The following is a 22,328-nucleotide window of genomic DNA, read 5'->3' as shown; positions in this document are numbered from 1 at the left end:
CTTAGAACTCCAGCCCGCCTTCACGAGCAGCATCAGCCAGCGCTTTGACGCGGCCATGGTACTTGAAGCCGGAACGGTCAAAGGCAACTTGAGATACACCGGCGGCTTTCGCACGCTCAGCTACCAGCTTGCCAACCTTAGTGGCCGCGTCGATGTTGCCAGTGGCGCCATCACGCAGGTCTTTGTCCAAGGTCGAGGCGCTTGCCAGAACCTTGCTGCCGTCGGCCGAAATGACCTGGGCGTAGATGTGCTGCGAGGAGCGGAACACGCACAGGCGCACGACTTCGAGTTCGTGCATCTTGAGACGTGCTTTGCGAGCGCGACGCAGTCGAATAACTTTTTTGTCGGTCATTTACTAGGCCCTACTTCTTCTTGGCTTCTTTACGACGGACTACTTCGTCCGCGTAACGCACACCTTTACCTTTGTAAGGCTCTGGCGGACGGAAGTCGCGGATTTCAGCGGCCACCTGACCTACCAGCTGCTTGTCGATACCCTTGATCAGGATGTCGGTCTGGCTAGGCGTTTCAGCGGTGATACCGGCTGGCAGTTCGTAGTCCACTGGGTGAGAGAAGCCCAGGGCCAGGTTCAGGACGGTGCCTTTAGCCTGTGCCTTGTAACCAACACCGACCAGCTGGAGCTTGCGCTCGAAGCCTTGGCTTACGCCTTGGACCATGTTGTTGACCAGAGCGCGGGTGGTACCGGCCATGGCACGAGCTTGCTGGTCACCATTGCGAGCGACGAAACGCAGCTCACCAGACTCTTCGGTAACTTCAACAGACGAGTGAACGTTCAGTTCGAGAGTACCTTTGGCACCCTTCACCGAAAGCTGCTGACCGGCGAATTTGACTTCGACACCGGATGGCAGCTTAACGGGGTTCTTAGCGACGCGAGACATGTCTATCCCCCCTTAGAACACTGTGCACAGAACTTCGCCGCCGACACCGGCAGCGCGCGCAGCGCGATCAGTCATCACACCTTTGTTGGTGGAGACGATAGACACGCCCAGACCGCCACGTACTTTCGGCAGATCGGTGACGGCCTTGTACTGGCGCAGGCCTGGACGGCTGGAGCGCTTCAGTTCCTCGATGACCGGACGGCCTTCGAAGTACTTCAGTTCGATCGACAGGGAAGGCTTGGCCTCACCAGTTACCTGGTAGCCAGCGATGTAACCTTCGTCCTTCAGAACTTTGGCAACCGCGACCTTCAGGGTAGAGGAAGGCATGCTTACGACGGACTTTTCAGCCATCTGGGCATTACGGATGCGAGTTAGCATGTCCGCTAACGGGTCCTGCATACTCATGGGCTAGATGCTCCTGATACAAGAATTATTAGCCTTGCGGCTATGACAACCACCCGAACGGTTTGGGCAAAAACCCAGGCTCAGGTGAGCCGGTCATTCTAGACACAAGGCAGAAACGAAACAAGCCCCATATAGGGGCTTGTTTGTTGGCAAGGTCACCGGCGGTCGGAAGATTACTCCCCTTCCACCCGTGCCTTGCCTGCAGCGATTACCAGGAGGCCTTGACCAGACCTGGTACGTCACCGCGCATTGCAGCTTGACGCAGCATGTTACGGCCCAGGCCGAACTTACGGTATACACCGTGAGGACGACCGGTCAGGCGGCAACGGTTGCGCAGGCGCGAGGCGCTAGCGTCGCGTGGCTGCTTCTGCAGAGCGACAACGGCAGCGAAACGCTCTTCTGGAGAGGCGTTCAGGTTGACGATGGTCGCTTTCAGCTCAGCACGCTTCTTAGCGAACTTTGCTACCGTGAGCTGACGCTTCAGCTCGCGGTTTTTCATGCTCTTCTTGGCCATTTTCCTACTCCAATCAGTTGCGGAACGGGAACTTGAAAGCACGCAGCAGAGCGCGGCCTTCGTCGTCCGAACGAGCAGTGGTGGTCAGGGTGATGTCCAAACCGCGCAGAGCATCGATCTTGTCGTAGTCGATTTCCGGGAAGATGATCTGCTCTTTCACGCCCATGCTGTAGTTGCCACGACCATCGAAGGACTTGGCATTCAGGCCGCGGAAGTCGCGAACCCGAGGCAGGGAGATCGCCAGCAGGCGGTCCAGGAATTCGTACATCTTGTCGCTACGCAGGGTCACCTTGACGCCGATCGGCCAGCCTTCGCGGACTTTGAAGCCAGCGATGGATTTGCGAGCGAAAGTCACGACCGGCTTTTGACCGGTGATCTTTTCCAGGTCGGCAACAGCGTGCTCGATGACTTTCTTGTCGCCGATCGCTTCGCCCAGACCCATGTTCAGGGTGATCTTGGTAACGCGCGGAACTTCCATCACGTTCGACAGCTTAAGTTCTTCCTTAAGCTTAGGAGCGATTTCGTTCCGGTAAATCTCTTTCAGTCGTGCCATGGTCTTCTACCTAGCAGTGTTCAAGCATCAACCGCTTTTTGGGTCGACTTGAAGACACGAATTTTTTTACCGTCTTCTACTTTGAAACCAACGCGGTCAGCCTTGTTGGTTTCACCGTTGAAGATGGCAACGTTGGAAGCGTGCAGAGGCGCTTCTTTCTCGACGATACCGCCCTGTACGCCCGCCATCGGGTTAGGCTTGGTATGACGCTTGACCAGGTTCACGCCACCGATAACCAGACGGTCATCAGCCAGAACCTTCAGCACCTTACCGCGCTTACCTTTGTCTTTGCCGGCGATCACGATGATCTCGTCGTCACGACGAATCTTTTGCATGTCGGATCTCCTTACAGCACTTCAGGGGCGAGCGAGACGATCTTCATGAACTTCTCAGTACGAAGCTCACGGGTCACTGGCCCGAAGATGCGAGTGCCGATCGGCTCTTGCTTGTTGTTCAGCAGAACAGCAGCGTTGCCGTCGAAACGAATGATGGAACCGTCAGCGCGACGAACACCGTGACGGGTACGTACGACAACAGCGGTCATCACTTGGCCTTTTTTGACCTTACCGCGCGGAATTGCTTCCTTGACGGTAACCTTGATGATGTCACCGATGCCGGCGTAACGGCGGTGCGAACCGCCGAGTACCTTGATGCACATGACGCGACGAGCGCCGCTGTTATCGGCCACATCGAGCATGGATTGAGTCTGAATCATAAAATTTCTCCGACCCCTAGCCCTTAGACTTCAACAGCGCGTTCGAGGACTTCAACCAGTGCCCAGGACTTGGTCTTGGCCAGCGGACGGGTTTCACGGATGGAAACCTTGTCGCCGATCTTGCACTGGTTGGCTTCGTCGTGCGCGTGCAGCTTAGTCGAACGCTTAACGTATTTACCGTAGATCGGGTGCTTTACGCGACGCTCGATCAGAACGGTGATGGTCTTGTCCATTTTGTCGCTGACGACACGGCCAGTCAGCGTACGGACGGTTTTTTCAGCTTCAGCCATGATCACTTACCTGCCTGCTGGTTGAGCACAGTTTTCACGCGAGCGATGTCACGCTTAACTTGCGAGAGCAGGTGCGACTGCCCCAACTGGCCAGTTGCTTTCTGCATACGCAGATTGAACTGGTCGCGCAGCAAGCCGAGCAGTTGCTCGTTCAGTTGCTGTGCCGATTTTTCACGAAGTTCATTCGCTTTCATCACATCACCGTCCGCTTAACAAAGGAGGTGGCGAGAGGCAGCTTTGCAGCAGCCAGGGCGAAAGCTTCGCGCGCCAGCTCTTCAGAAACACCCTCGATCTCGTACAGGACTTTGCCTGGCTGAATCTGGGCAACCCAGTACTCCACGGAACCCTTACCTTTACCCATACGAACCTCGAGAGGTTTCTTGGAGATCGGCTTGTCCGGGAACACACGGATCCAGATCTTACCGCCACGCTTAACGTGACGGGTCAGCGCACGACGTGCGGACTCGATCTGGCGAGCGGTGAGGCGACCGCGAGCAACAGCTTTCAGGGCGAATTCGCCGAAGCTGACTTTGCTACCGCGCAGTGCCAGACCACGGTTGTGGCCAGTCATCTGCTTGCGGAATTTTGTACGCTTTGGTTGCAACATTTGGCGTACCCCTTACTTAGCAGCTTTTTTACGAGGCGCTGGTGCTTGTGGTTTCAGTTCTTCTTGGCGACCACCAATAACTTCGCCTTTGAAGATCCAAACCTTCACACCGATCACACCGTAAGTGGTGTGAGCTTCGTAGGTGTTGTAGTCGATATCGGCACGCAGGGTGTGCAGAGGCACACGACCTTCGCGATACCACTCGGTACGAGCAATCTCAGCACCGCCGAGACGACCGCTCACCTGGATCTTGATGCCCTTGGCACCAATACGCATGGCGTTCTGTACCGCGCGCTTCATGGCGCGACGGAACATTACACGGCGTTCCAGCTGCTGAGCTACGCTCTGCGCAACCAGCATAGCGTCGAGTTCCGGCTTGCGGATCTCTTCGATGTTGATGTGCACAGGCACACCCATCTGCTTGGTCAGGTCCTGACGCAGCTTCTCGACATCTTCACCTTTCTTACCGATAACGATACCGGGACGAGCGGTGTGGATGGTGATGCGTGCAGTTTGAGCCGGACGATGAATATCGATACGGCTTACGGACGCGCTTTTTAGTTTGTCTTGGAGGTACTCACGCGTTTTCAGATCCTTCAACAGGTAATCTGCGTAAGTAGCACCGTCTGCGTACCAGACGGAGGTGTGCTCCTTGACGATTCCCAGGCGAATGCCAGTGGGATGTACTTTCTGACCCATCTGATCGACTCCGTTACTTGTCCGCAACCTTGACAGTGATATGGCAAGACCGCTTGACGATGCGATCAGCACGGCCTTTGGCACGTGGCATGATGCGCTTCAGCGAACGCCCTTCGTTGACGAAGACGGTGGAGACCTTCAGGTCATCAACGTCTGCGCCTTCGTTGTGTTCGGCGTTGGCTACGGCCGACTCGAGGACTTTCTTCATGATTTCAGCGGCTTTTTTGCTGCTGAAGGCCAACAGGTTGAGCGCTTCGCCCACCTTCTTCCCGCGGATCTGGTCGGCGACCAAGCGGGCTTTCTGGGCGGAGATGCGAGCGCCCGACAACTTAGCGGCTACTTCCATTTCCTTACCCCTTAACGCTTGGCTTTCTTGTCAGCCACGTGCCCGCGATAGGTGCGGGTACCGGCGAACTCGCCCAGTTTGTGGCCGACCATGTCTTCGTTCACGAGAACTGGAACATGCTGGCGACCGTTGTGAACCGCGATGGTCAGACCGACCATTTGTGGCAGGATCATCGAACGGCGCGACCAGGTTTTAACTGGCTTGCGATCGTTCTTCTCCACCGCCACTTCGACCTTCTTCAACAGGTGAAGATCGATAAAAGGACCTTTTTTCAGAGAACGTGGCACTGTCGTATCCCTCTAGTTACTTGCGACGACGGACGATCATGTTGTCGGTACGCTTATTACCACGGGTTTTAGCACCCTTGGTTGGGAAGCCCCATGGCGATACCGGATGACGACCACCGGAGGTACGACCTTCACCACCACCGTGTGGGTGGTCAACCGGGTTCATGGCAACACCACGAACGGTTGGGCGAACGCCGCGCCAGCGTTTGGCACCAGCTTTACCCAGCGAACGCAGGCTGTGCTCGGAGTTCGAGACTTCGCCCAGGGTCGCACGGCACTCAGCCAGGACTTTACGCATTTCACCAGAGCGCAGACGCAGGGTCACGTAGACACCTTCGCGAGCGATCAGCTGAGCCGAAGCACCAGCGGAACGAGCGATCTGAGCACCTTTACCCGGCTTCAGTTCGATGCCGTGAATGGTGCTACCTACTGGAATGTTGCGCAGCTGCAGGGAGTTACCGGCCTTGATTGGGGCCAGGGCACCTGCGATCAGCTGGTCGCCAGCGCTCACGCCCTTAGGCGCGATGATGTAGCGACGCTCACCGTCTGCGTAGCACAGCAGGGCGATGTGAGCAGTACGGTTTGGATCGTATTCGATACGCTCGACAGTGGCTGGAATGCCATCTTTGTCGTTGCGACGGAAGTCGACCAGACGGTAATGCTGCTTGTGACCACCACCAACGTGACGAGTGGTAATGCGGCCATTGTTGTTACGACCACCAGACTTCGATTTTTTCTCGATCAGCGGTGCGTGAGGAGCGCCTTTGTGCAGCTCCTTGTTGACCACCTTGACCACGAAACGGCGGCCAGGGGAAGTCGGTTTGCATTTAACGATTGCCATGATGCACCCCTTCCTTACTCAGCACTGCTGCTGAAATCGAGATCTTGGCCTGGCTGAAGGGAGACGATCGCCTTCTTCCAGTCATTACGCTTGCCCAGACCACGTGCGGTACGCTTGGTTTTACCCAGAACGTTAACAGTCGACACGTTTTCAACTTTTACGTTGAACAGGCCTTCGACAGCTTTCTTGATTTCCAGCTTGGTTGCATCAGTAGCAACCTTGAATACGAACTGGCCTTTTTTCTCAGCCAGAACGGTAGCCTTCTCGGAAACGTGCGGGCCAAGGAGGACTTTGAATACGCGTTCCTGGTTCATCCCAGCAGCTCCTCGAATTTCTTCACGGCCGAGACAGTGATCAACACTTTCTCGTATGCGATCAGACTGACCGGGTCGGAACCTTGTACGTCACGTACATCGACGTGCGGCAGGTTACGAGCAGCCAGGTACAGGTTCTGATCAACAGCGTCGGAAACGATCAATACATCGCTCAGACCCATGCCGTTCAGCTTGTTCAGCAGATCTTTGGTTTTCGGTGCTTCAACAGCGAAGTCCTGAACCACGACCAGACGGTCGCTACGCACCAGCTCAGCGAGGATGGAGCGCAGAGCTGCGCGATACATCTTCTTGTTGAGCTTTTGCGAGTGATCTTGAGGGCGAGCTGCGAAGGTTACACCACCGCCACGCCAGATCGGACCACGAGTGGTACCAGCACGAGCACGGCCAGTACCCTTCTGACGCCATGGGCGCTTACCGCCACCAGCCACGTCGGAACGGGTCTTCTGCTGCTTGGTGCCCTGACGGCCGCCAGCCATGTAGGCCACGACTGCTTGGTGAACCAGCGTCTCGTTGAATTCGCCACCGAAAGTCAGTTCGGAAACTTCGATCGCCTGAGCGTCATTTACATTAAGTTGCATGTCAGTTTCCCCTTAACCGCGAGCCTTGACAGCTGGACGTACAACCACGTCGCCGCCAGTAGCGCCAGGTACGGCACCCTTGATCAGCAGCAGGTTGCGTTCAGCGTCTACGCGAACTACTTCCAGGGACTGAACAGTCACGCGCTCGGCGCCCATGTGACCGGACATTTTCTTGCCCTTGAACACACGACCAGGAGTCTGGCACTGGCCGATGGAACCAGGAACACGGTGCGACACGGAGTTACCGTGGGTGTTGTCCTGACCACGGAAGTTCCAGCGCTTGATGGTACCGGCGAAGCCTTTACCTTTGGACTGACCAGTAACGTCAACCAGCTGGCCTGCAGTGAAGAGTTCAGCTTTGATCAGATCGCCAGCCTGGAAATCGCCTTCTTCAAGACGGAACTCCCAAACACCGCGACCAGCGGCAACGTTGGCCTTGGCGAAGTGGCCTGCCTGAGCGGCAGTCACACGCGAAGCACGACGCTCGCCGACAGTGACTTGCACTGCACGGTAGCCATCGGTTTCTTCAGTTTTGAACTGGGTGACGCGATTCGGCTCGATCTCAATGACCGTGACCGGAATGGAGACACCTTCTTCGGTGAAAATGCGGGTCATACCGCATTTGCGACCGATTACACCAATAGTCATGTTGTAAACCTCATGAGTGTACGGGGCTTTCACCCGCTATGGCCGCCCATTTCAGAGCGTTACACGACTAGACCGAAGTCTTAGCCGAGGCTGATCTGTACTTCCACACCTGCCGCCAGATCAAGCTTCATCAGCGCGTCAACGGTTTTATCCGTTGGCTGGACGATGTCCAGAACACGCTTATGAGTGCGAATCTCGTACTGGTCACGCGCGTCTTTGTTGACGTGCGGGGAAACCAGAACGGTGAAACGCTCTTTGCGGGTAGGCAGTGGAATAGGACCACGCACTTGTGCACCAGTACGTTTCGCGGTTTCCACGATTTCCTGGGTGGATTGGTCGATCAGGCGATGGTCGAAAGCCTTCAACCTGATACGGATTTGCTGATTTTGCATTGGATTTCAGACTCCAGGCTGTTCCCAACGGACGCACTACGCCCGCTAAAAGGAGGCGTGATTCTATAGACGCCCCCATTTAGTGTCAACCCAATAAAAAAAACCCCCGCTGAGCGGGGGTTTTTTTCAATCGGTCGAGTGATTACTCGATGATTTTGGCCACAACGCCGGCGCCGACGGTACGACCGCCTTCACGGATAGCGAAGCGCAGACCGTCTTCCATTGCGATGGTCTTGATCAGGGTAACAGTCATCTGAATGTTGTCACCTGGCATTACCATTTCAACGCCTTCCGGCAGCTCGCAGTTACCGGTCACGTCAGTGGTACGGAAGTAGAACTGTGGACGGTAGCCTTTGAAGAACGGAGTGTGACGGCCGCCTTCTTCCTTCGACAGAACGTAGACTTCTGCGGTGAACTTGGTGTGCGGCTTGACCGAACCTGGCTTGACCAGAACCTGGCCACGCTCAACGTCGTCACGCTTGGTACCACGCAGCAGAACGCCGCAGTTCTCGCCAGCACGACCTTCGTCCAGCAGCTTGCGGAACATCTCAACACCGGTGCAGGTGGTGGTGGTGGTGTCACGCAGACCAACGATTTCCAGCGGATCCTGAACGCGGACGATACCACGCTCGATACGACCGGTAACAACGGTACCACGACCCGAGATCGAGAACACGTCTTCGATCGGCATCAGGAACGGCTGGTCGATGGCACGAACTGGCTCAGGAATGTAGCTGTCCAGAGTTTCTACCAGCTTCTTGACAGCGGTAGTACCCATTTCGTTGTCGTCTTTGCCTTCCAGCGCCATACGAGCCGAACCGATGATGATCGGAGTGTCGTCGCCTGGGAAGTCATAGGTGGACAGCAGGTCGCGAACTTCCATCTCGACCAGTTCCAGCAGCTCAGCGTCGTCTACCAGGTCAGCCTTGTTCAGGAAGACCACGATGTACGGAACGCCTACCTGACGGGACAGCAGGATGTGCTCACGGGTTTGTGGCATCGGACCATCGGCGGCCGAGCAAACCAGGATCGCGCCGTCCATCTGGGCAGCACCGGTGATCATGTTCTTCACGTAGTCAGCGTGACCTGGGCAGTCAACGTGAGCGTAGTGACGAATGGTCGAGTTGTACTCAACGTGAGCGGTGTTGATGGTGATACCGCGCGCTTTTTCTTCCGGAGCCGAGTCGATCTTGTCGAACTCAACGACTGCCGAACCGAAAACTTCGGAGCAAACGCGAGTCAGAGCTGCGGTCAGAGTGGTCTTACCGTGGTCAACGTGGCCGATGGTGCCGACGTTAACGTGGGGAAGGGAACGATCAAATTTTTCTTTAGCCACGACAGTGAACCTCTTGCCTAAAGGGGATTAGCCTTGTTTTTTAACGAGTGCTTCGACGATGTTCGACGGAGCTTCGGCGTATTTGGAGAATTCCATGGAGTAGCTTGCGCGACCCTGAGACATGGAACGAACGTCGGTTGCGTAACCGAACATCTCTCCGAGCGGTACTTCAGCACGGACGACACGGCCAGAGACCGACTCATCCATACCCTGGACCAGACCACGACGACGGTTCAGGTCACCCATCACGTCACCCAGGTAGTCTTCCGGGGTTACAACTTCGACCTTCATGATCGGCTCGAGAACCACGCCACCGCCCTTCTGGGCCAGTTGCTTGGTCGCCATCGAAGCGGCGATCTTGAACGCCATTTCGTTGGAGTCGACGTCGTGGTACGAACCGTCGAATACCGCGGCCTTCAGGCCGATCAGAGGATAACCGGCAACAACGCCGTTTTTCATCTGTTCTTCGATACCCTTCTGGATCGCAGGGATGTATTCCTTAGGAATCACACCACCAACGACTTCGTTGGAGAACACCAGACCTTCGGTGATGTTGCCCTTGTCGTCCACGTCTGGCTCGGAGAAACGAACCCAGCAGTGACCGAACTGACCACGACCACCCGACTGACGAACGAACTTGCCTTCGATCTCGACGTTGGATTTGGTGATCTTCTCGCGGTACGAAACCTGCGGCTTGCCGATGTTGGCTTCGACGTTGAACTCGCGCTTCATGCGGTCAACGAGAATGTCCAGGTGCAGCTCACCCATACCGGAGATGATGGTCTGACCGGTTTCTTCATCAGTCTTGACGCGGAACGACGGGTCTTCCTGAGCCAGCTTGCCCAGTGCGATGCCCATCTTCTCCTGGTCGGCCTTGGTTTTCGGCTCGACGGACAGGGAGATTACAGGCTCCGGGAAGTCCATACGCTCAAGGATGATTGGCTTGTCGGCGTTGCACAGGGTTTCACCCGTAGTCACGTCCTTCATGCCGATCAGGGCCGCGATGTCACCAGCGCGTACTTCCTTGATCTCTTCACGCTGGTTGGCGTGCATTTGCACCATACGACCAACGCGCTCTTTCTTGCCCTTGACCGAGTTGATCACGGAGTCGCCGGAGCTCAGAACGCCCGAGTAGACGCGAACGAAGGTCAGAGTACCTACGAACGGGTCGGTCGCGATCTTGAACGCCAGTGCCGAGAACGGCTCGTCATCATCAGCATGACGCTCGTCCTTGCGAACGGCCGGGTCGTCTTTTGCCAGATCCTTGTCGTCCGGGTTGATACCCTGGATAGCAGGAATCTCGGTCGGAGCAGGCAGGAAGTCGATGACGGCATCCAGAACCAGGGGAACACCCTTGTTCTTGAACGACGAACCGCAGACAGCCGGAACGATCTCGCTGGCCAGGGTGCGCGCACGCAGGCCTGCCTTGATCTCTTCGACAGACAGCTCACCTTCTTCAAGGTACTTGTTCATCAGCTCTTCGTTGGCTTCGGCGGCGGCTTCAACCATGTTGTTGCGCCATTCGTTAGCCAGCTCGACCATATCCGCAGGAATTTCTTCCTCACGGTAGGTAGTGCCCTTGTCATCTTCGTTCCAGTAGATAGCCTTCATCTTGATCAGGTCAACCTGACCCTGGAAGTTATCTTCCGAACCGATGGCCAGCTGAACAGGAACTGGGGTGTGACCCAGACGGTTCTTGATCTGACCTACGACGCGCAGGAAGTTAGCACCAGCACGGTCCATCTTGTTCACGTAAACAACACGTGGAACGCCGTACTTGTTGGCCTGACGCCATACGGTTTCGGACTGCGGCTCAACGCCGGAGGTGCCGCAGAACACAACGACCGCGCCGTCGAGTACACGCAGCGAACGCTCTACTTCAATGGTGAAGTCAACGTGGCCAGGGGTATCGATAACGTTTACGCGGTAGTTGTCATACTGACCACGGGAACCTTTCCAGAAGGTGGTAACGGCAGCGGAGGTAATGGTGATACCCCGCTCCTGCTCCTGCACCATCCAGTCGGTGGTCGCGGCGCCGTCATGCACCTCGCCCATTTTGTGGCTCAGACCTGTGTAGAACAGGATCCGCTCGGTAGTGGTGGTCTTGCCCGCGTCAACGTGGGCACAGATACCAATGTTACGGTAGCGGTTAATTGCTGTAGTACGAGCCATAAAGCCCTCGCAAAAAGATTGATGCTTGAATTAGAAGCGGTAGTGCGAGAACGCTTTGTTGGCTTCAGCCATACGGTGAACGTCTTCACGCTTCTTGACTGCAGCACCCTTGCCTTCGGCAGCATCCAGCAGTTCGCCGGCCAGACGCAGAGCCATCGACTTCTCGCCGCGCTTGCGGGCGTAGTCTACGAGCCAGCGCATTGCCAGAGCGTTACGACGGGATGGACGAACTTCAACCGGGACCTGGTAAGTGGCACCGCCGACACGACGGGACTTTACTTCGACCAGCGGAGCGATGGCGTCGAGAGCTTTCTCGAAGATTTCCAGGGGGTCGCTGTTCTTGCGTGCTTTGACGGTATCCAGGGCACCGTAAACGATGCGCTCGGCTACGGCCTTCTTGCCGCTTTCCATCACGTGGTTCATGAACTTGGCGAGAATCTGGGATCCGTACTTCGGATCGTCAAGGATCTCACGTTTTGCTGCTACACGACGTCTTGGCATGATAAGCCCTCAAACGGTCTTCAGGTTAGCCCGGGACCAGGTCATTCGACCCACGCCCGACCTTACTCTTATCGACTCAAAAAAATGGATGTCTGCAAACGACCGATTACTTCGGACGCTTGGTACCGTACTTCGAACGACCCTGGTTACGGCCTTTGACGCCCGAAGTATCCAGAGAGCCGCGAACGGTGTGGTAACGAACACCTGGCAAGTCTTTTACACGGCCGCCACGAATCAGGACGACGCTGTGCTCTTGCAGGTTGTGGCCTTCACCACCGATGTACGAGGAAACCTCGAAACCGTTGGTCAGACGCACACGGCATACTTTACGCAGTGCCGAGTTAGGTTTTTTCGGCGTGGTGGTGTACACACGGGTGCACACGCCACGACGCTGCGGGCAGTTCTGCAGCGCAGGAACGTCGGACTTCTCGACCGAACGCTTACGCGGCTGACGTACCAGCTGGTTGATAGTTGCCATCTACTAGCTCCACTGATTGTCTTGCGACTCTATTGTCTTGCAAGAAAGCCAAAAATTGGCGAGACGGAGCCTCACCAAATTTAAGGGTACAAAAGTCTAAAGAGGATCTTGCACCCAGTCAAGACGAGGCCCCGGCCCTCCCCGCCCGATCATCGGCAACATTTCATGTCACCGATGATCGCCCGAGGCTTGCCGGGGCCTTGCCCTGTACTTAGTTACCGCTGGAATTCAGCGCTTCGGTCAGTGCAGCTTCCACTTCACTGGCGCTTACACGCAGCGGTTTGTCGGCATCACGGCGACGCTTACGCTCGCTGTGGTAGGCCAGACCAGTACCGGCCGGGATCAGACGACCCACGACCACGTTCTCTTTCAGGCCGCGCAGGTAGTCGCGCTTGCCGGTTACAGCCGCTTCGGTCAGTACGCGGGTGGTTTCCTGGAAGGAAGCCGCGGAGATGAACGACTCGGTGGACAGCGAGGCCTTGGTGATACCCAGCAGCACACGGGTGAACTTGGAGATGAACTTATCCTCGCCAGCGAGACGCTCGTTCTCTACCAGCACCTGAGTCAGTTCCATCTGGTCGCCCTTGATGAAGCTGGAATCGCCCGACTCGGAGATCTCGACCTTGCGCAGCATCTGACGCAGGATGGTCTCGATGTGCTTGTCGTTGATCTTCACGCCTTGCAGACGGTAAACGTCCTGGATCTCGTTGACGATGTACTTCGCCAGCGCGCTCACACCCAGCAGACGCAGGATGTCATGCGGATCGCTTGGGCCGTCGGAGATAACTTCGCCGCGGTTTACCTGCTCACCTTCGAAGACGTTCAGGTGGCGCCACTTTGGAATCAGCTCTTCGTACGGATCGCTACCGTCGGTCGGAGTGATCACCAGGCGACGCTTGCCCTTGGTCTCTTTACCGAATGCGATGGTGCCGCTGACTTCAGCCAGAATCGAGGCTTCTTTCGGACGACGCGCTTCGAACAGGTCGGCAACGCGCGGCAGACCACCGGTGATGTCACGGGTCTTCGACGTCTCTTGCGGGATACGCGCGATAACGTCACCAACACCGATCTGCGCACCGTCAGCCACACCGACAAGGGCGTTGGCCGGCAGGAAGTACTGGGCAGGTACGTCTGTACCTGGCAGGTACAGGTCCTTGCCAGCGGCATCGACCATCTTGATTGCCGGACGGATTTCCTTGCCTGCGGCAGGGCGATCCTTGACGTCCAGCACCTCAATGTTGGTCAAGCCGGTCAGTTCGTCGGTCTGACGCTTGATGGTGATGTTTTCTTCCATGCCCACGAAGGTCACGGTACCTTTCAGCTCGGTAACGATCGGGTGGGTGTGCGGGTCCCACTTGGCGACGATCGCGCCAGCTTCGACCTTTTCACCTTCCTTGACCGAAATCACCGCACCGTAAGGCAGCTTGTAGCGCTCACGCTCACGACCGAACTCGTCGGCAATCGCCAACTCACCGGAACGCGATACGGCAACCAGGTTACCGTCGGCACGCTCAACCTGCTTCAGGTTGTGCAGACGCACCATACCGCCATTCTTCACCTGGACGCTGTCGGCAGCCGAGGTACGGCTTGCAGCACCACCGATGTGGAACGTACGCATGGTCAGCTGGGTACCTGGCTCACCGATCGACTGTGCAGCGATAACGCCGACAGCTTCACCGATGTTCACCTGGTGACCGCGAGCCAGGTCACGACCGTAGCACTTGGCGCAGATGCCGTAGCGGGTTTCGCAGTTGATCGGCGAACGCACGATCACTTCGTCGATGCTGTTCAGCTCGATGAACTCAACCCACTGCTCGTCGACCAAGGTACCGGCCGGAACGATAACGTCCTCGGTGCCTGGCTTGAACACGTCACGGGCGATGACACGACCCAATACACGCTCACCCAGCGGCTCTACAACGTCGCCGCCTTCGATGTGTGGAGTCATCACCAGGCCCTGATCGGTGCCGCAGTCGATCTCGGTCACAACCAGATCCTGGGCAACGTCCACCAGACGACGAGTCAGGTAACCGGAGTTAGCGGTTTTCAGTGCGGTATCCGCCAGACCCTTACGAGCACCGTGAGTCGAGATGAAGTACTGAAGTACGCTCAGACCTTCACGGAAGTTCGCGGTGATCGGCGTCTCGATGATGGAGCCGTCCGGCTTGGCCATCAGACCACGCATACCAGCCAGCTGACGGATCTGGGCTGCGGAACCCCGCGCACCCGAGTCAGCCATCATGTACATCGAGTTGAAGGACTCTTGCTCGACTTCCTTGCCTTCGCGGTCGATGACCTTCTCTTTCGAGAGGTTGGCCATCATCGCCTTGGACACTTCGTCGTTCGCCTTCGACCACAAGTCGATGACCTTGTTGTACTTCTCGCCCTGGGTTACCAGGCCGGAGGCGTACTGGCTCTCGATTTCCTTCACTTCGTCGGTAGCGTTACCGATGATGCGGGCTTTCTCGTCCGGGATAACGAAGTCGTTAACACCGATGGAAACGCCGGAAATGGTCGAGTAAGCGAAACCGGTGTACATCAGCTGGTCGGCGAAGATAACGGTCTCTTTCAGACCAACCACGCGGTAGCACTGGTTGATCAGCTTGGAGATCGCCTTTTTCTTCATCGGCTGGTTGACCACGTCGTACGGCAGACCTGCTGGCACAACCTGGAACAGCAGCGCACGGCCGACGGTGGTGTCGACAATACGGGTGTTCTTGACCACCGAACCATCACGCTCTTTCACGGTTTCGTTGATACGAACCTTGATTTTCGCGTGCAGCGCGGCTTCGCCGGCGCGGAATACGCGGTCGACTTCCTGCAGGTCGGCGAACACGCGACCTTCGCCCTTGGCGTTGATGGCTTCACGGGTCATGTAGTACAGACCCAGTACAACGTCCTGCGACGGTACGATGATTGGCTCACCGTTGGCTGGCGACAGGATGTTGTTGGTCGACATCATCAACGCACGCGCTTCGAGCTGGGCTTCCAGGGTCAGCGGCACGTGAACGGCCATCTGGTCACCGTCGAAGTCGGCGTTGTACGCAGCACAGACCAGCGGGTGCAGCTGGATAGCCTTACCTTCGATCAGTACCGGTTCAAACGCCTGAATCCCCAGACGGTGAAGGGTCGGTGCACGGTTGAGCAGTACGGGGTGTTCGCGAATTACTTCGGCGAGAACGTCCCACACCTCTGGCAGCTCGCGCTCGACCATCTTCTTGGCAGCCTTGATGGTGGTCGCCAGACCACGCATTTCCAGCTTGCCGAAAATGAACGGCTTGAACAGCTCGAGGGCCATCTTCTTCGGCAGACCGCACTGGTGCAGACGCAGGGTCGGACCTACGGTAATTACCGAACGGCCGGAGTAGTCAACACGCTTACCGAGCAAGTTCTGACGGAAGCGACCTTGCTTACCTTTGATCATGTCGGCCAGGGACTTCAGCGGACGCTTGTTCGAGCCAGTGATGGCGCGACCACGACGGCCGTTGTCCAGCAGGGCGTCGACCGCCTCCTGCAGCATGCGCTTTTCGTTGCGCACGATGATGTCAGGCGCGGACAGATCCAGCAGGCGCTTCAGACGGTTGTTACGGTTGATCACCCGACGATACAGGTCGTTCAGGTCGGAAGTCGCGAAACGGCCCCCATCCAGCGGCACCAGCGGACGCAGGTCCGGCGGCAGCACTGGCAGAACGGTCAGGACCATCCACTCAGGCAGGTTGCCCGAGCCCTGGAAAGCCTCCATCAGCTTCAGGCGCTTGGAAAGCTTCTTGATCTTGGTTTCCGAGTTGGTCTGCGGAATCTCTTCGCGCAGGCGGCCGATCTCGTGCTCCAGATCGATAGCGTGCAGCAGCTCGCGAACAGCCTCGGCACCCATACGGGCATCGAAGTCGTCACCGAACTCTTCCAGCGCTTCGAAGTACTGCTCGTCGTTCAGCAACTGCCCCTTTTCCAGGGTGGTCATGCCCGGATCGATAACGACATAGCTCTCGAAGTAGAGCACACGTTCGATATCACGCAGGGTCATGTCCATCAGCAGGCCGATACGGGACGGCAGCGACTTCAGGAACCAGATGTGGGCAACCGGCGAGGCCAGTTCGATGTGCGCCATGCGCTCACGACGAACCTTGGCCAGGGCGACTTCAACGCCGCACTTCTCGCAGATCACACCGCGGTGCTTGAGGCGCTTGTACTTGCCGCACAGGCACTCGTAGTCCTTGACTGGGCCAAAGATCTTGGCGCAGAACAGGCCGTCACGCTCAGGTTTGAACGTACGGTAGTTAATGGTTTCCGGCTTCTTAACTTCACCGAACGACCACGAACGGATCATTTCAGGCGACGCCAGACCGATGCGGATGGCGTCGAACTCTTCGACTTGACCCTGGTTTTTCAGCAAATTCAGTAGGTCTTTCAAGGCCTTTCCTCCTGGCGGAGCAGGGAGCGGGCATTACCTGCCCCACTCCCCTTCGCGTCACGTGTTATTCGGTTTCCAGATCGATATCGATACCGAGCGAACGGATCTCTTTGATCAACACGTTGAAGGACTCGGGCATGCCCGGCTCCATACGGTGATCGCCATCCACGATGTTCTTGTACATCTTGGTACGGCCGTTCACGTCGTCCGACTTCACTGTGAGCATTTCTTGCAGGGTGTATGCCGCGCCGTATGCTTCCAGCGCCCACACTTCCATCTCCCCGAAACGCTGACCACCGAACTGCGCCTTACCACCCAGCGGCTGCTGGGTAACCAGGCTGTAGGAACCAGTGGAACGCGCGTGCATCTTGTCGTCCACCAAGTGGTTCAGCTTGAGCATGTACATGTAACCAACGGTCACAGGACGCTCGAACTTGTTGCCGGTACGGCCATCGAACAGCACCATCTGGCCGCTCTCTGGCAGGTCGGCCAGCTTCAGCATGGCCTTGATCTCGCGCTCCTTGGCACCATCGAAGACCGGGGTAGCCATAGGCACGCCTTTCTTCAGGTTGTTAGCCAGGGCCAGGATTTCTTCGTCGGTGAACTCGTCGAGGTTTTCCTGACGACCGCCGATCTCGTTGTAGACCTCGGTCAGGAACACGCGCAGTTCAGCGGCTTTGCGCTGCTCTTCGAGCATGCGGTCGATCTTCTCGCCCAGGCCCTTGGCCGCGAGGCCCAGGTGGGTTTCAAGGATCTGACCAACGTTCATACGCGAAGGTACACCCAGCGGGTTCAGTACGACGTCAACCGGAGTACCGTTGGCATCGTGCGGCATGTCTTCAACCGGCATGATGACCGAGACAACACCCTTGTTACCGTGACGACCGGCCATCTTGTCACCCGGCTGGATGCGGCGGCGGATTGCCAGGTAAACCTTGACGATCTTCAGTACGCCCGGTGCCAGGTCATCGCCCTGCTGCAACTTGCGCTTCTTGTCTTCGAACTTGTCGTCCAGCAGACGGCGACGGTCGACGATGTACTGCTGAGCCTTTTCCAACTGCTCGTTCAGTGCATCTTCAGCCATGCGCAGTTTGAACCACTGGCCGTGCTCCAGACCGTCCAGCACTTCGTCAGTGATCACGGTGCCTTTCTTCAGGCCCGCACCACCGTCAACCACCTGGCCGTTCAGAGCCGAACGCAGACGCTCGAAGGTTGCACCTTCGACAATGCGGAACTCTTCGTTGAGGTCCTTGCGGATCTCGTCGAGCTGCATCTTCTCGATGGCCAGTGCGCGGCTATCGCGCTCCACGCCATCACGGGTGAAGACCTGTACGTCGATGACAGTACCCTTGGTACCGGTTGGCACACGCAGGGAGGTGTCCTTAACGTCGCTGGCCTTCTCACCGAAGATTGCGCGCAGCAGTTTTTCTTCCGGAGTCAGCTGGGTTTCGCCTTTTGGCGTGACCTTGCCGACCAGGATGTCGCCAGCGCCAACTTCAGCACCTACGTAAACGATACCGGCTTCGTCCAGCTTGTTCAGTGCAGCTTCACCCACGTTCGGGATGTCCGCAGTGATTTCCTCTGGGCCAAGCTTGGTGTCACGCGCCACACAGGTCAGTTCCTGAATGTGGATGGTGGTGAAGCGATCTTCCTGAACAACACGTTCGGACAGGCAGATGGAGTCTTCGAAGTTGAAGCCGTTCCACGCCATGAACGCGATGCGCATGTTCTGACCCAGAGCCAGCTCACCCATGTCGGTGGACGGGCCGTCGGCCATGATGTCACCACGCTGAACCTTGTCACCTTTGCTCACCAGCGGACGCTGGTTGATGCAGGTGTTCTGGTTCGAACGGGTGTACTTGGTCAGGTTGTAGATATCCACACCCGCTTCGCCAGTTTCCACTTCGTCGTCGGCAACGCGAACAACGATACGGCTGGCGTCGACCGAGTCGATCACACCACCGCGGCGAGCAACCACGCAGACACCGGAGTCACGCGCAACGTTGCGCTCCATGCCGGTACCTACCAGCGGCTTGTCGGCACGCAGGGTCGGTACAGCCTGACGCTGCATGTTCGAACCCATCAACGCACGGTTGGCGTCGTCGTGCTCGAGGAACGGAATCAGCGACGCTGCAACGGAAACAACCTGCTTCGGCGAAACGTCCATCAGGGTGACGTCTTCCGGCGCCTTGACAGTGAATTCGTTCAGGTGACGAACTGCTACCAGTTCATCGATCAGTTGCTTCTTATCGTTCATCGCGGCCGAAGCCTGTGCGATGACGTGATCTGCCTCTTCGATTGCCGACAGGAACACGATGTCGTCGCTGACAACGCCTTCCTTTACAACACGGTACGGGCTTTCCAGGAAGCCGTACTGGTTGGTACGGGCATAGGCCGCCAGGGAGTTGATCAGACCGATGTTCGGACCTTCAGGAGTCTCGATCGGGCACACACGGCCATAGTGGGTCGGGTGTACGTCACGAACTTCGAAGCCGGCACGCTCACGGGTCAGACCGCCAGGGCCGAGTGCGGAGACGCGACGCTTGTGGGTAATCTCCGAGAGAGGGTTGTTCTGGTCCATGAACTGGGACAGCTGGCTGGAACCGAAGAACTCTTTCACCGCCGCCGCTACCGGCTTGGCGTTGATCAGATCTTGCGGCATCAGGCCTTCGCTTTCCGCCATCGACAGGCGTTCCTTGACCGCGCGCTCGACACGCACCAGGCCAACACGGAACTGGTTCTCGGCCATCTCGCCGACGCAACGTACGCGACGGTTACCCAGGTGGTCGATGTCGTCGACGATGCCTTTACCGTTACGGATATCGACCAGGGTCTTCAGAACCTCGACGATGTCTTCCTTGCTCAGCACGCCCGAACCCTCGATCTCGGTACGACCGATACGACGGTTGAACTTCATGCGGCCGACGGCGGACAGATCGTAACGCTCGGCGCTGAAGAACAGGTTGTTGAACAGGGTCTCGGCTGCATCCTTGGTTGGCGGCTCGCCTGGACGCATCATCCGATAGATTTCGACCAGCGCTTCCAGTTGGTTGCTGGTGGTATCGATCTTCAGGGTGTCAGAGATGAACGGACCGCAATCGATGTCGTTGGTGTACAGGGTCTCGATACGGACAACCTGCGCCTTGGCGACCTTGATCAGCAGCTCGGTGGTCATCTCGGTGTTGCATTCGGCGAGAATTTCGCCGGTAGCCGGATGCACGATTGCCTTGGCGGTAGTGCGACCCAGGACGTATTCCATTGGTACGTCCAGCTGCTTGACGCCGGCCTTCTCGAGCTGATTGATGTGGCGCGCGGTAATACGGCGGCCTTGCTCGACGATGACTTTGCCGGTTTCGTCATGGATGTCCATGACTGCAACTTCACCACGCAGACGCTGCGGCACCAGTTCCAGGCTGAGTTTTTCGCCGGAAATGTGGAACACGTTGGTGGTGTAGAAGGTATTCAGCACTTCTTCAGTGCTGTAACCCAGCGCGCGCAGCAGCACCGAGGCCGGGAGTTTGCGGCGACGGTCGATACGCACGAACACGCAGTCCTTCGGGTCGAACTCGAAGTCCAGCCAGGAACCGCGGTAAGGGATGATGCGAGCGGAGTACAGCAGCTTGCCCGAGCTGTGGGTCTTGCCACGGTCGTGGTCGAAGAACACACCAGGCGAACGGTGCAGCTGGGAAACGATCACACGCTCGGTACCGTTGATAACGAAGGTACCGTTCTCAGTCATCAGGGGAATTTCACCCATGTAGACTTCTTGCTCTTTGATGTCCTTGATCGCTTTGTTCGACGATTCCTTGTCGAAGATGATCAGGCGCACCTTGACCCGCAGTGGGACCGCGAAGGTCACGCCACGCAGGACACATTCCTTCACATCGAAGGCGGGTTCGCCCAGGCGATAGCCTACGTACTCCAGGGCAGCATTGCCGGAGTAGCTGATGATCGGGAATACCGATTTGAAGGCCGCGTGCAGGCCGACGTCGCGGAAGTGATCCTTGGATGCTCCCGCTTGCAGGAATTCGCGATACGAATCCAGCTGGATGGCCAGGAGGTAAGGCACATCCATGACGTCCGGCAACTTGCTAAAGTCCTTGCGGATACGTTTTTTCTCAGTGTATGAGTAAGCCATCAGCGTTCCCCAGCTTGGTCACCTGCTTGTTTGGCTTCTCCCGGCGGGAGCAGCCAGAAAATCGTGCAAACCCCTTGGTTTGCGCCACCCACATGGGTGTCTTGCAGCTCGTTATCGGGACCGGCCTAACCGGCCACCAATAACGGAAAAAGGCCGGTGGCATAAGCCACCAGCCATCAGCCTTTCGCTCAACGCTCAGGCTGGCATCGCAAGGTCGAGATTACTTCAGCTCGACTTTAGCGCCTGCTTCTTCCAGCTTCTTCTTAGCGTCTTCAGCGGCTTCTTTCGAAACACCTTCAGCTACAACCTGAGGAGCGCCGTCGACTTTCTCTTTGGCTTCTTTCAGGCCCAGACCGGTCAGTTCGCGAACGGCTTTGATCACGTTCACTTTCTTGTCGCCGGCTTCAACCAGAACAACGTTGAACTCGGTCTGCTCTTCAACAACGGCAGCAGCAGCAGCTGGGCCAGCAGCGGCAACAGCAGCGGTAACGCCGAAGGTTTCTTCCATTGCTTTGATCAGCTCAACAACTTCCAGAACGGTTTTCTGGCCGATTGCTTCGATGATTTGTTCGTTAGTCAGAGACATGACTTAAATCCTGTATTGGGGTGACAGCCTACGCAGCCATCAAATTAAACGTATGATTTTGAAAGAATTCGCGTGCCTTAGGCAGCGGTAGCTTCTTTCTGGTCGCGAATGGCTGCCAGAGTACGAGCCAGCTTGCTGGTGGCGCCTTGAATAACGCTCATCAGTTTTGCGATAGCTTCGTCGCGGGTCGGCAGGGTAGCCAACACGTCGATCTGGTTCGCTGCAATGAAATTGCCGTCAAACGCAGCTGCCTTGATCTCGAACTTGTCCTGACCCTTGGCGAACTCTTTGAACAGACGAGCAGCAGCGCCCGGGTGTTCGTTGGAGAAAGCAATCAGGGTCGGGCCTTTGAACGCGTCGTTGAGGATCGAAAATTCGGTGCCTTCAACAGCGCGCTTGAGCAGGGTGTTACGCACTACACGTACGTATACGCCAGCTTCGCGGGCCTCTTTACGGAGTCCGGTCATTGCGCTTACAGTCACACCACGGGCATCAGCCACGACAGCGGACAGAGCGACTTTGGCAGCCTCGTTGACTTCAGCGACGATGGCCTTCTTGTCTTCGAGTTTAATTGCCACGGGTTTACTCCTGGTTTTTACC

At 57.0% G+C, this 22,328-nt stretch carries 26 protein-coding genes; all 26 read right to left on the bottom strand.

Annotated elements, in window-relative coordinates; genetic code table 11:
• Window position 1: 1 nt before the first annotated feature.
• The 26 genes from rplR to rplJ all read right to left on the bottom strand — a co-directional run bounded on the left by rplR (window position 2) and on the right by rplJ (window position 22,306).
• Window positions 2–352: a 50S ribosomal protein L18 gene (rplR, locus tag AC3B5Q_RS02190; RefSeq protein ID WP_003255467.1), complete on the bottom strand. Its 351-nt coding sequence runs from the start codon at window positions 350–352 to the stop codon at window positions 2–4.
• A 10-nt stretch (window positions 353–362) separates the two neighbouring features.
• Window positions 363–896, bottom strand: a complete 534-nt coding sequence (gene rplF, locus AC3B5Q_RS02185) for a 50S ribosomal protein L6 (protein WP_003255469.1) — start codon at window positions 894–896, stop codon at window positions 363–365.
• Window positions 897–908: 12 nt separating this feature from the next.
• Entirely contained in the window at window positions 909–1,301 is a 393-nt protein-coding gene (gene rpsH, locus AC3B5Q_RS02180) for a 30S ribosomal protein S8 (RefSeq protein ID WP_003255471.1), read from the bottom strand.
• A gap of 208 nt (window positions 1,302–1,509) precedes the next feature.
• A complete protein-coding gene (rpsN, locus tag AC3B5Q_RS02175) occupies window positions 1,510–1,815 on the bottom strand; it encodes a 30S ribosomal protein S14 (RefSeq protein ID WP_003255472.1) in 306 nt (101 codons plus the stop codon).
• Window positions 1,816–1,828: 13 nt separating this feature from the next.
• On the bottom strand, window positions 1,829–2,368 hold the full coding sequence (gene rplE, locus AC3B5Q_RS02170; protein WP_003255474.1) for a 50S ribosomal protein L5: 540 nt from the start codon (window positions 2,366–2,368) through the stop codon (window positions 1,829–1,831).
• 20 nt (window positions 2,369–2,388) lie between these two features.
• On the bottom strand, window positions 2,389–2,703 hold the full coding sequence (gene rplX / locus AC3B5Q_RS02165; RefSeq protein ID WP_003255476.1) for a 50S ribosomal protein L24: 315 nt from the start codon (window positions 2,701–2,703) through the stop codon (window positions 2,389–2,391).
• A gap of 11 nt (window positions 2,704–2,714) precedes the next feature.
• Window positions 2,715–3,083: a 50S ribosomal protein L14 gene (rplN, locus tag AC3B5Q_RS02160; protein WP_002555479.1), complete on the bottom strand. Its 369-nt coding sequence runs from the start codon at window positions 3,081–3,083 to the stop codon at window positions 2,715–2,717.
• A 23-nt stretch (window positions 3,084–3,106) separates the two neighbouring features.
• Window positions 3,107–3,373 carry a 30S ribosomal protein S17 gene (gene rpsQ / locus AC3B5Q_RS02155; protein ID WP_003255478.1) on the bottom strand — a complete coding sequence of 89 codons (267 nt, stop codon included), beginning with the start codon at window positions 3,371–3,373 and terminating at the stop codon, window positions 3,107–3,109.
• A gap of 2 nt (window positions 3,374–3,375) precedes the next feature.
• A complete protein-coding gene (gene rpmC / locus AC3B5Q_RS02150) occupies window positions 3,376–3,567 on the bottom strand; it encodes a 50S ribosomal protein L29 (RefSeq protein WP_002555481.1) in 192 nt (63 codons plus the stop codon).
• Window positions 3,567–3,980 carry a 50S ribosomal protein L16 gene (rplP, locus tag AC3B5Q_RS02145; RefSeq protein ID WP_003255479.1) on the bottom strand — a complete coding sequence of 138 codons (414 nt, stop codon included), beginning with the start codon at window positions 3,978–3,980 and terminating at the stop codon, window positions 3,567–3,569. Before rplP ends, rpmC begins: the two co-directional genes overlap by 1 nt.
• A gap of 12 nt (window positions 3,981–3,992) precedes the next feature.
• Window positions 3,993–4,679 carry a 30S ribosomal protein S3 gene (gene rpsC, locus AC3B5Q_RS02140; RefSeq protein WP_003255481.1) on the bottom strand — a complete coding sequence of 229 codons (687 nt, stop codon included), beginning with the start codon at window positions 4,677–4,679 and terminating at the stop codon, window positions 3,993–3,995.
• Window positions 4,680–4,692: 13 nt separating this feature from the next.
• Window positions 4,693–5,025 (bottom strand): 50S ribosomal protein L22, encoded by a 333-nt coding sequence (rplV, locus tag AC3B5Q_RS02135; protein WP_003103908.1) that lies wholly within the window; start codon window positions 5,023–5,025, stop codon window positions 4,693–4,695.
• Window positions 5,026–5,036: 11 nt separating this feature from the next.
• Window positions 5,037–5,312, bottom strand: coding sequence for a 30S ribosomal protein S19 (gene rpsS, locus AC3B5Q_RS02130; RefSeq protein WP_003255482.1), 276 nt, complete (start codon window positions 5,310–5,312; stop codon window positions 5,037–5,039).
• Between the two features lie 16 nt (window positions 5,313–5,328).
• On the bottom strand, window positions 5,329–6,153 hold the full coding sequence (gene rplB / locus AC3B5Q_RS02125) for a 50S ribosomal protein L2 (RefSeq protein WP_003255483.1): 825 nt from the start codon (window positions 6,151–6,153) through the stop codon (window positions 5,329–5,331).
• A gap of 14 nt (window positions 6,154–6,167) precedes the next feature.
• Complete coding sequence (gene rplW, locus AC3B5Q_RS02120) at window positions 6,168–6,467, bottom strand: 50S ribosomal protein L23 (protein WP_003255484.1); 300 nt, start codon at window positions 6,465–6,467, stop codon at window positions 6,168–6,170.
• Window positions 6,464–7,066 carry a 50S ribosomal protein L4 gene (rplD, locus tag AC3B5Q_RS02115; RefSeq protein ID WP_003255485.1) on the bottom strand — a complete coding sequence of 201 codons (603 nt, stop codon included), beginning with the start codon at window positions 7,064–7,066 and terminating at the stop codon, window positions 6,464–6,466. Before rplD ends, rplW begins: the two co-directional genes overlap by 4 nt.
• A 12-nt stretch (window positions 7,067–7,078) precedes the next feature.
• Complete coding sequence (rplC, locus tag AC3B5Q_RS02110) at window positions 7,079–7,714, bottom strand: 50S ribosomal protein L3 (protein ID WP_003255486.1); 636 nt, start codon at window positions 7,712–7,714, stop codon at window positions 7,079–7,081.
• 80 nt (window positions 7,715–7,794) lie between these two features.
• Window positions 7,795–8,106, bottom strand: coding sequence for a 30S ribosomal protein S10 (gene rpsJ / locus AC3B5Q_RS02105; RefSeq protein WP_003186070.1), 312 nt, complete (start codon window positions 8,104–8,106; stop codon window positions 7,795–7,797).
• Between the two features lie 142 nt (window positions 8,107–8,248).
• Window positions 8,249–9,442, bottom strand: a complete 1,194-nt coding sequence (tuf, locus tag AC3B5Q_RS02100; protein ID WP_038411791.1) for an elongation factor Tu — start codon at window positions 9,440–9,442, stop codon at window positions 8,249–8,251.
• 27 nt (window positions 9,443–9,469) lie between these two features.
• Complete coding sequence (gene fusA / locus AC3B5Q_RS02095; protein ID WP_021784865.1) at window positions 9,470–11,614, bottom strand: elongation factor G; 2,145 nt, start codon at window positions 11,612–11,614, stop codon at window positions 9,470–9,472.
• A gap of 30 nt (window positions 11,615–11,644) precedes the next feature.
• Window positions 11,645–12,115, bottom strand: a complete 471-nt coding sequence (rpsG, locus tag AC3B5Q_RS02090) for a 30S ribosomal protein S7 (protein ID WP_003246741.1) — start codon at window positions 12,113–12,115, stop codon at window positions 11,645–11,647.
• A 106-nt stretch (window positions 12,116–12,221) separates the two neighbouring features.
• Window positions 12,222–12,593 carry a 30S ribosomal protein S12 gene (gene rpsL / locus AC3B5Q_RS02085; protein ID WP_003255492.1) on the bottom strand — a complete coding sequence of 124 codons (372 nt, stop codon included), beginning with the start codon at window positions 12,591–12,593 and terminating at the stop codon, window positions 12,222–12,224.
• A 211-nt stretch (window positions 12,594–12,804) separates the two neighbouring features.
• Window positions 12,805–17,004, bottom strand: coding sequence for a DNA-directed RNA polymerase subunit beta' (gene rpoC, locus AC3B5Q_RS02080; RefSeq protein WP_021784866.1), 4,200 nt, complete (start codon window positions 17,002–17,004; stop codon window positions 12,805–12,807).
• A 64-nt stretch (window positions 17,005–17,068) separates the two neighbouring features.
• Window positions 17,069–21,142, bottom strand: a complete 4,074-nt coding sequence (rpoB, locus tag AC3B5Q_RS02075; RefSeq protein ID WP_003255495.1) for a DNA-directed RNA polymerase subunit beta — start codon at window positions 21,140–21,142, stop codon at window positions 17,069–17,071.
• A gap of 220 nt (window positions 21,143–21,362) precedes the next feature.
• Window positions 21,363–21,728: a 50S ribosomal protein L7/L12 gene (gene rplL / locus AC3B5Q_RS02070; RefSeq protein ID WP_003255496.1), complete on the bottom strand. Its 366-nt coding sequence runs from the start codon at window positions 21,726–21,728 to the stop codon at window positions 21,363–21,365.
• Window positions 21,729–21,805: 77 nt separating this feature from the next.
• The gene (gene rplJ / locus AC3B5Q_RS02065) at window positions 21,806–22,306 is read right to left on the bottom strand and encodes a 50S ribosomal protein L10 (RefSeq protein ID WP_016715872.1); all 501 of its coding nucleotides are present in this window, start codon (window positions 22,304–22,306) and stop codon (window positions 21,806–21,808) included.
• Window positions 22,307–22,328: the final 22 nt, after the last annotated feature.

It is taken from the genome of Pseudomonas sp. D5(2026), from assembly GCF_057766845.1.
Note: the sequence above shows the minus strand (reverse complement) of the source record. Positions and strands in the feature narration are given on the sequence as shown.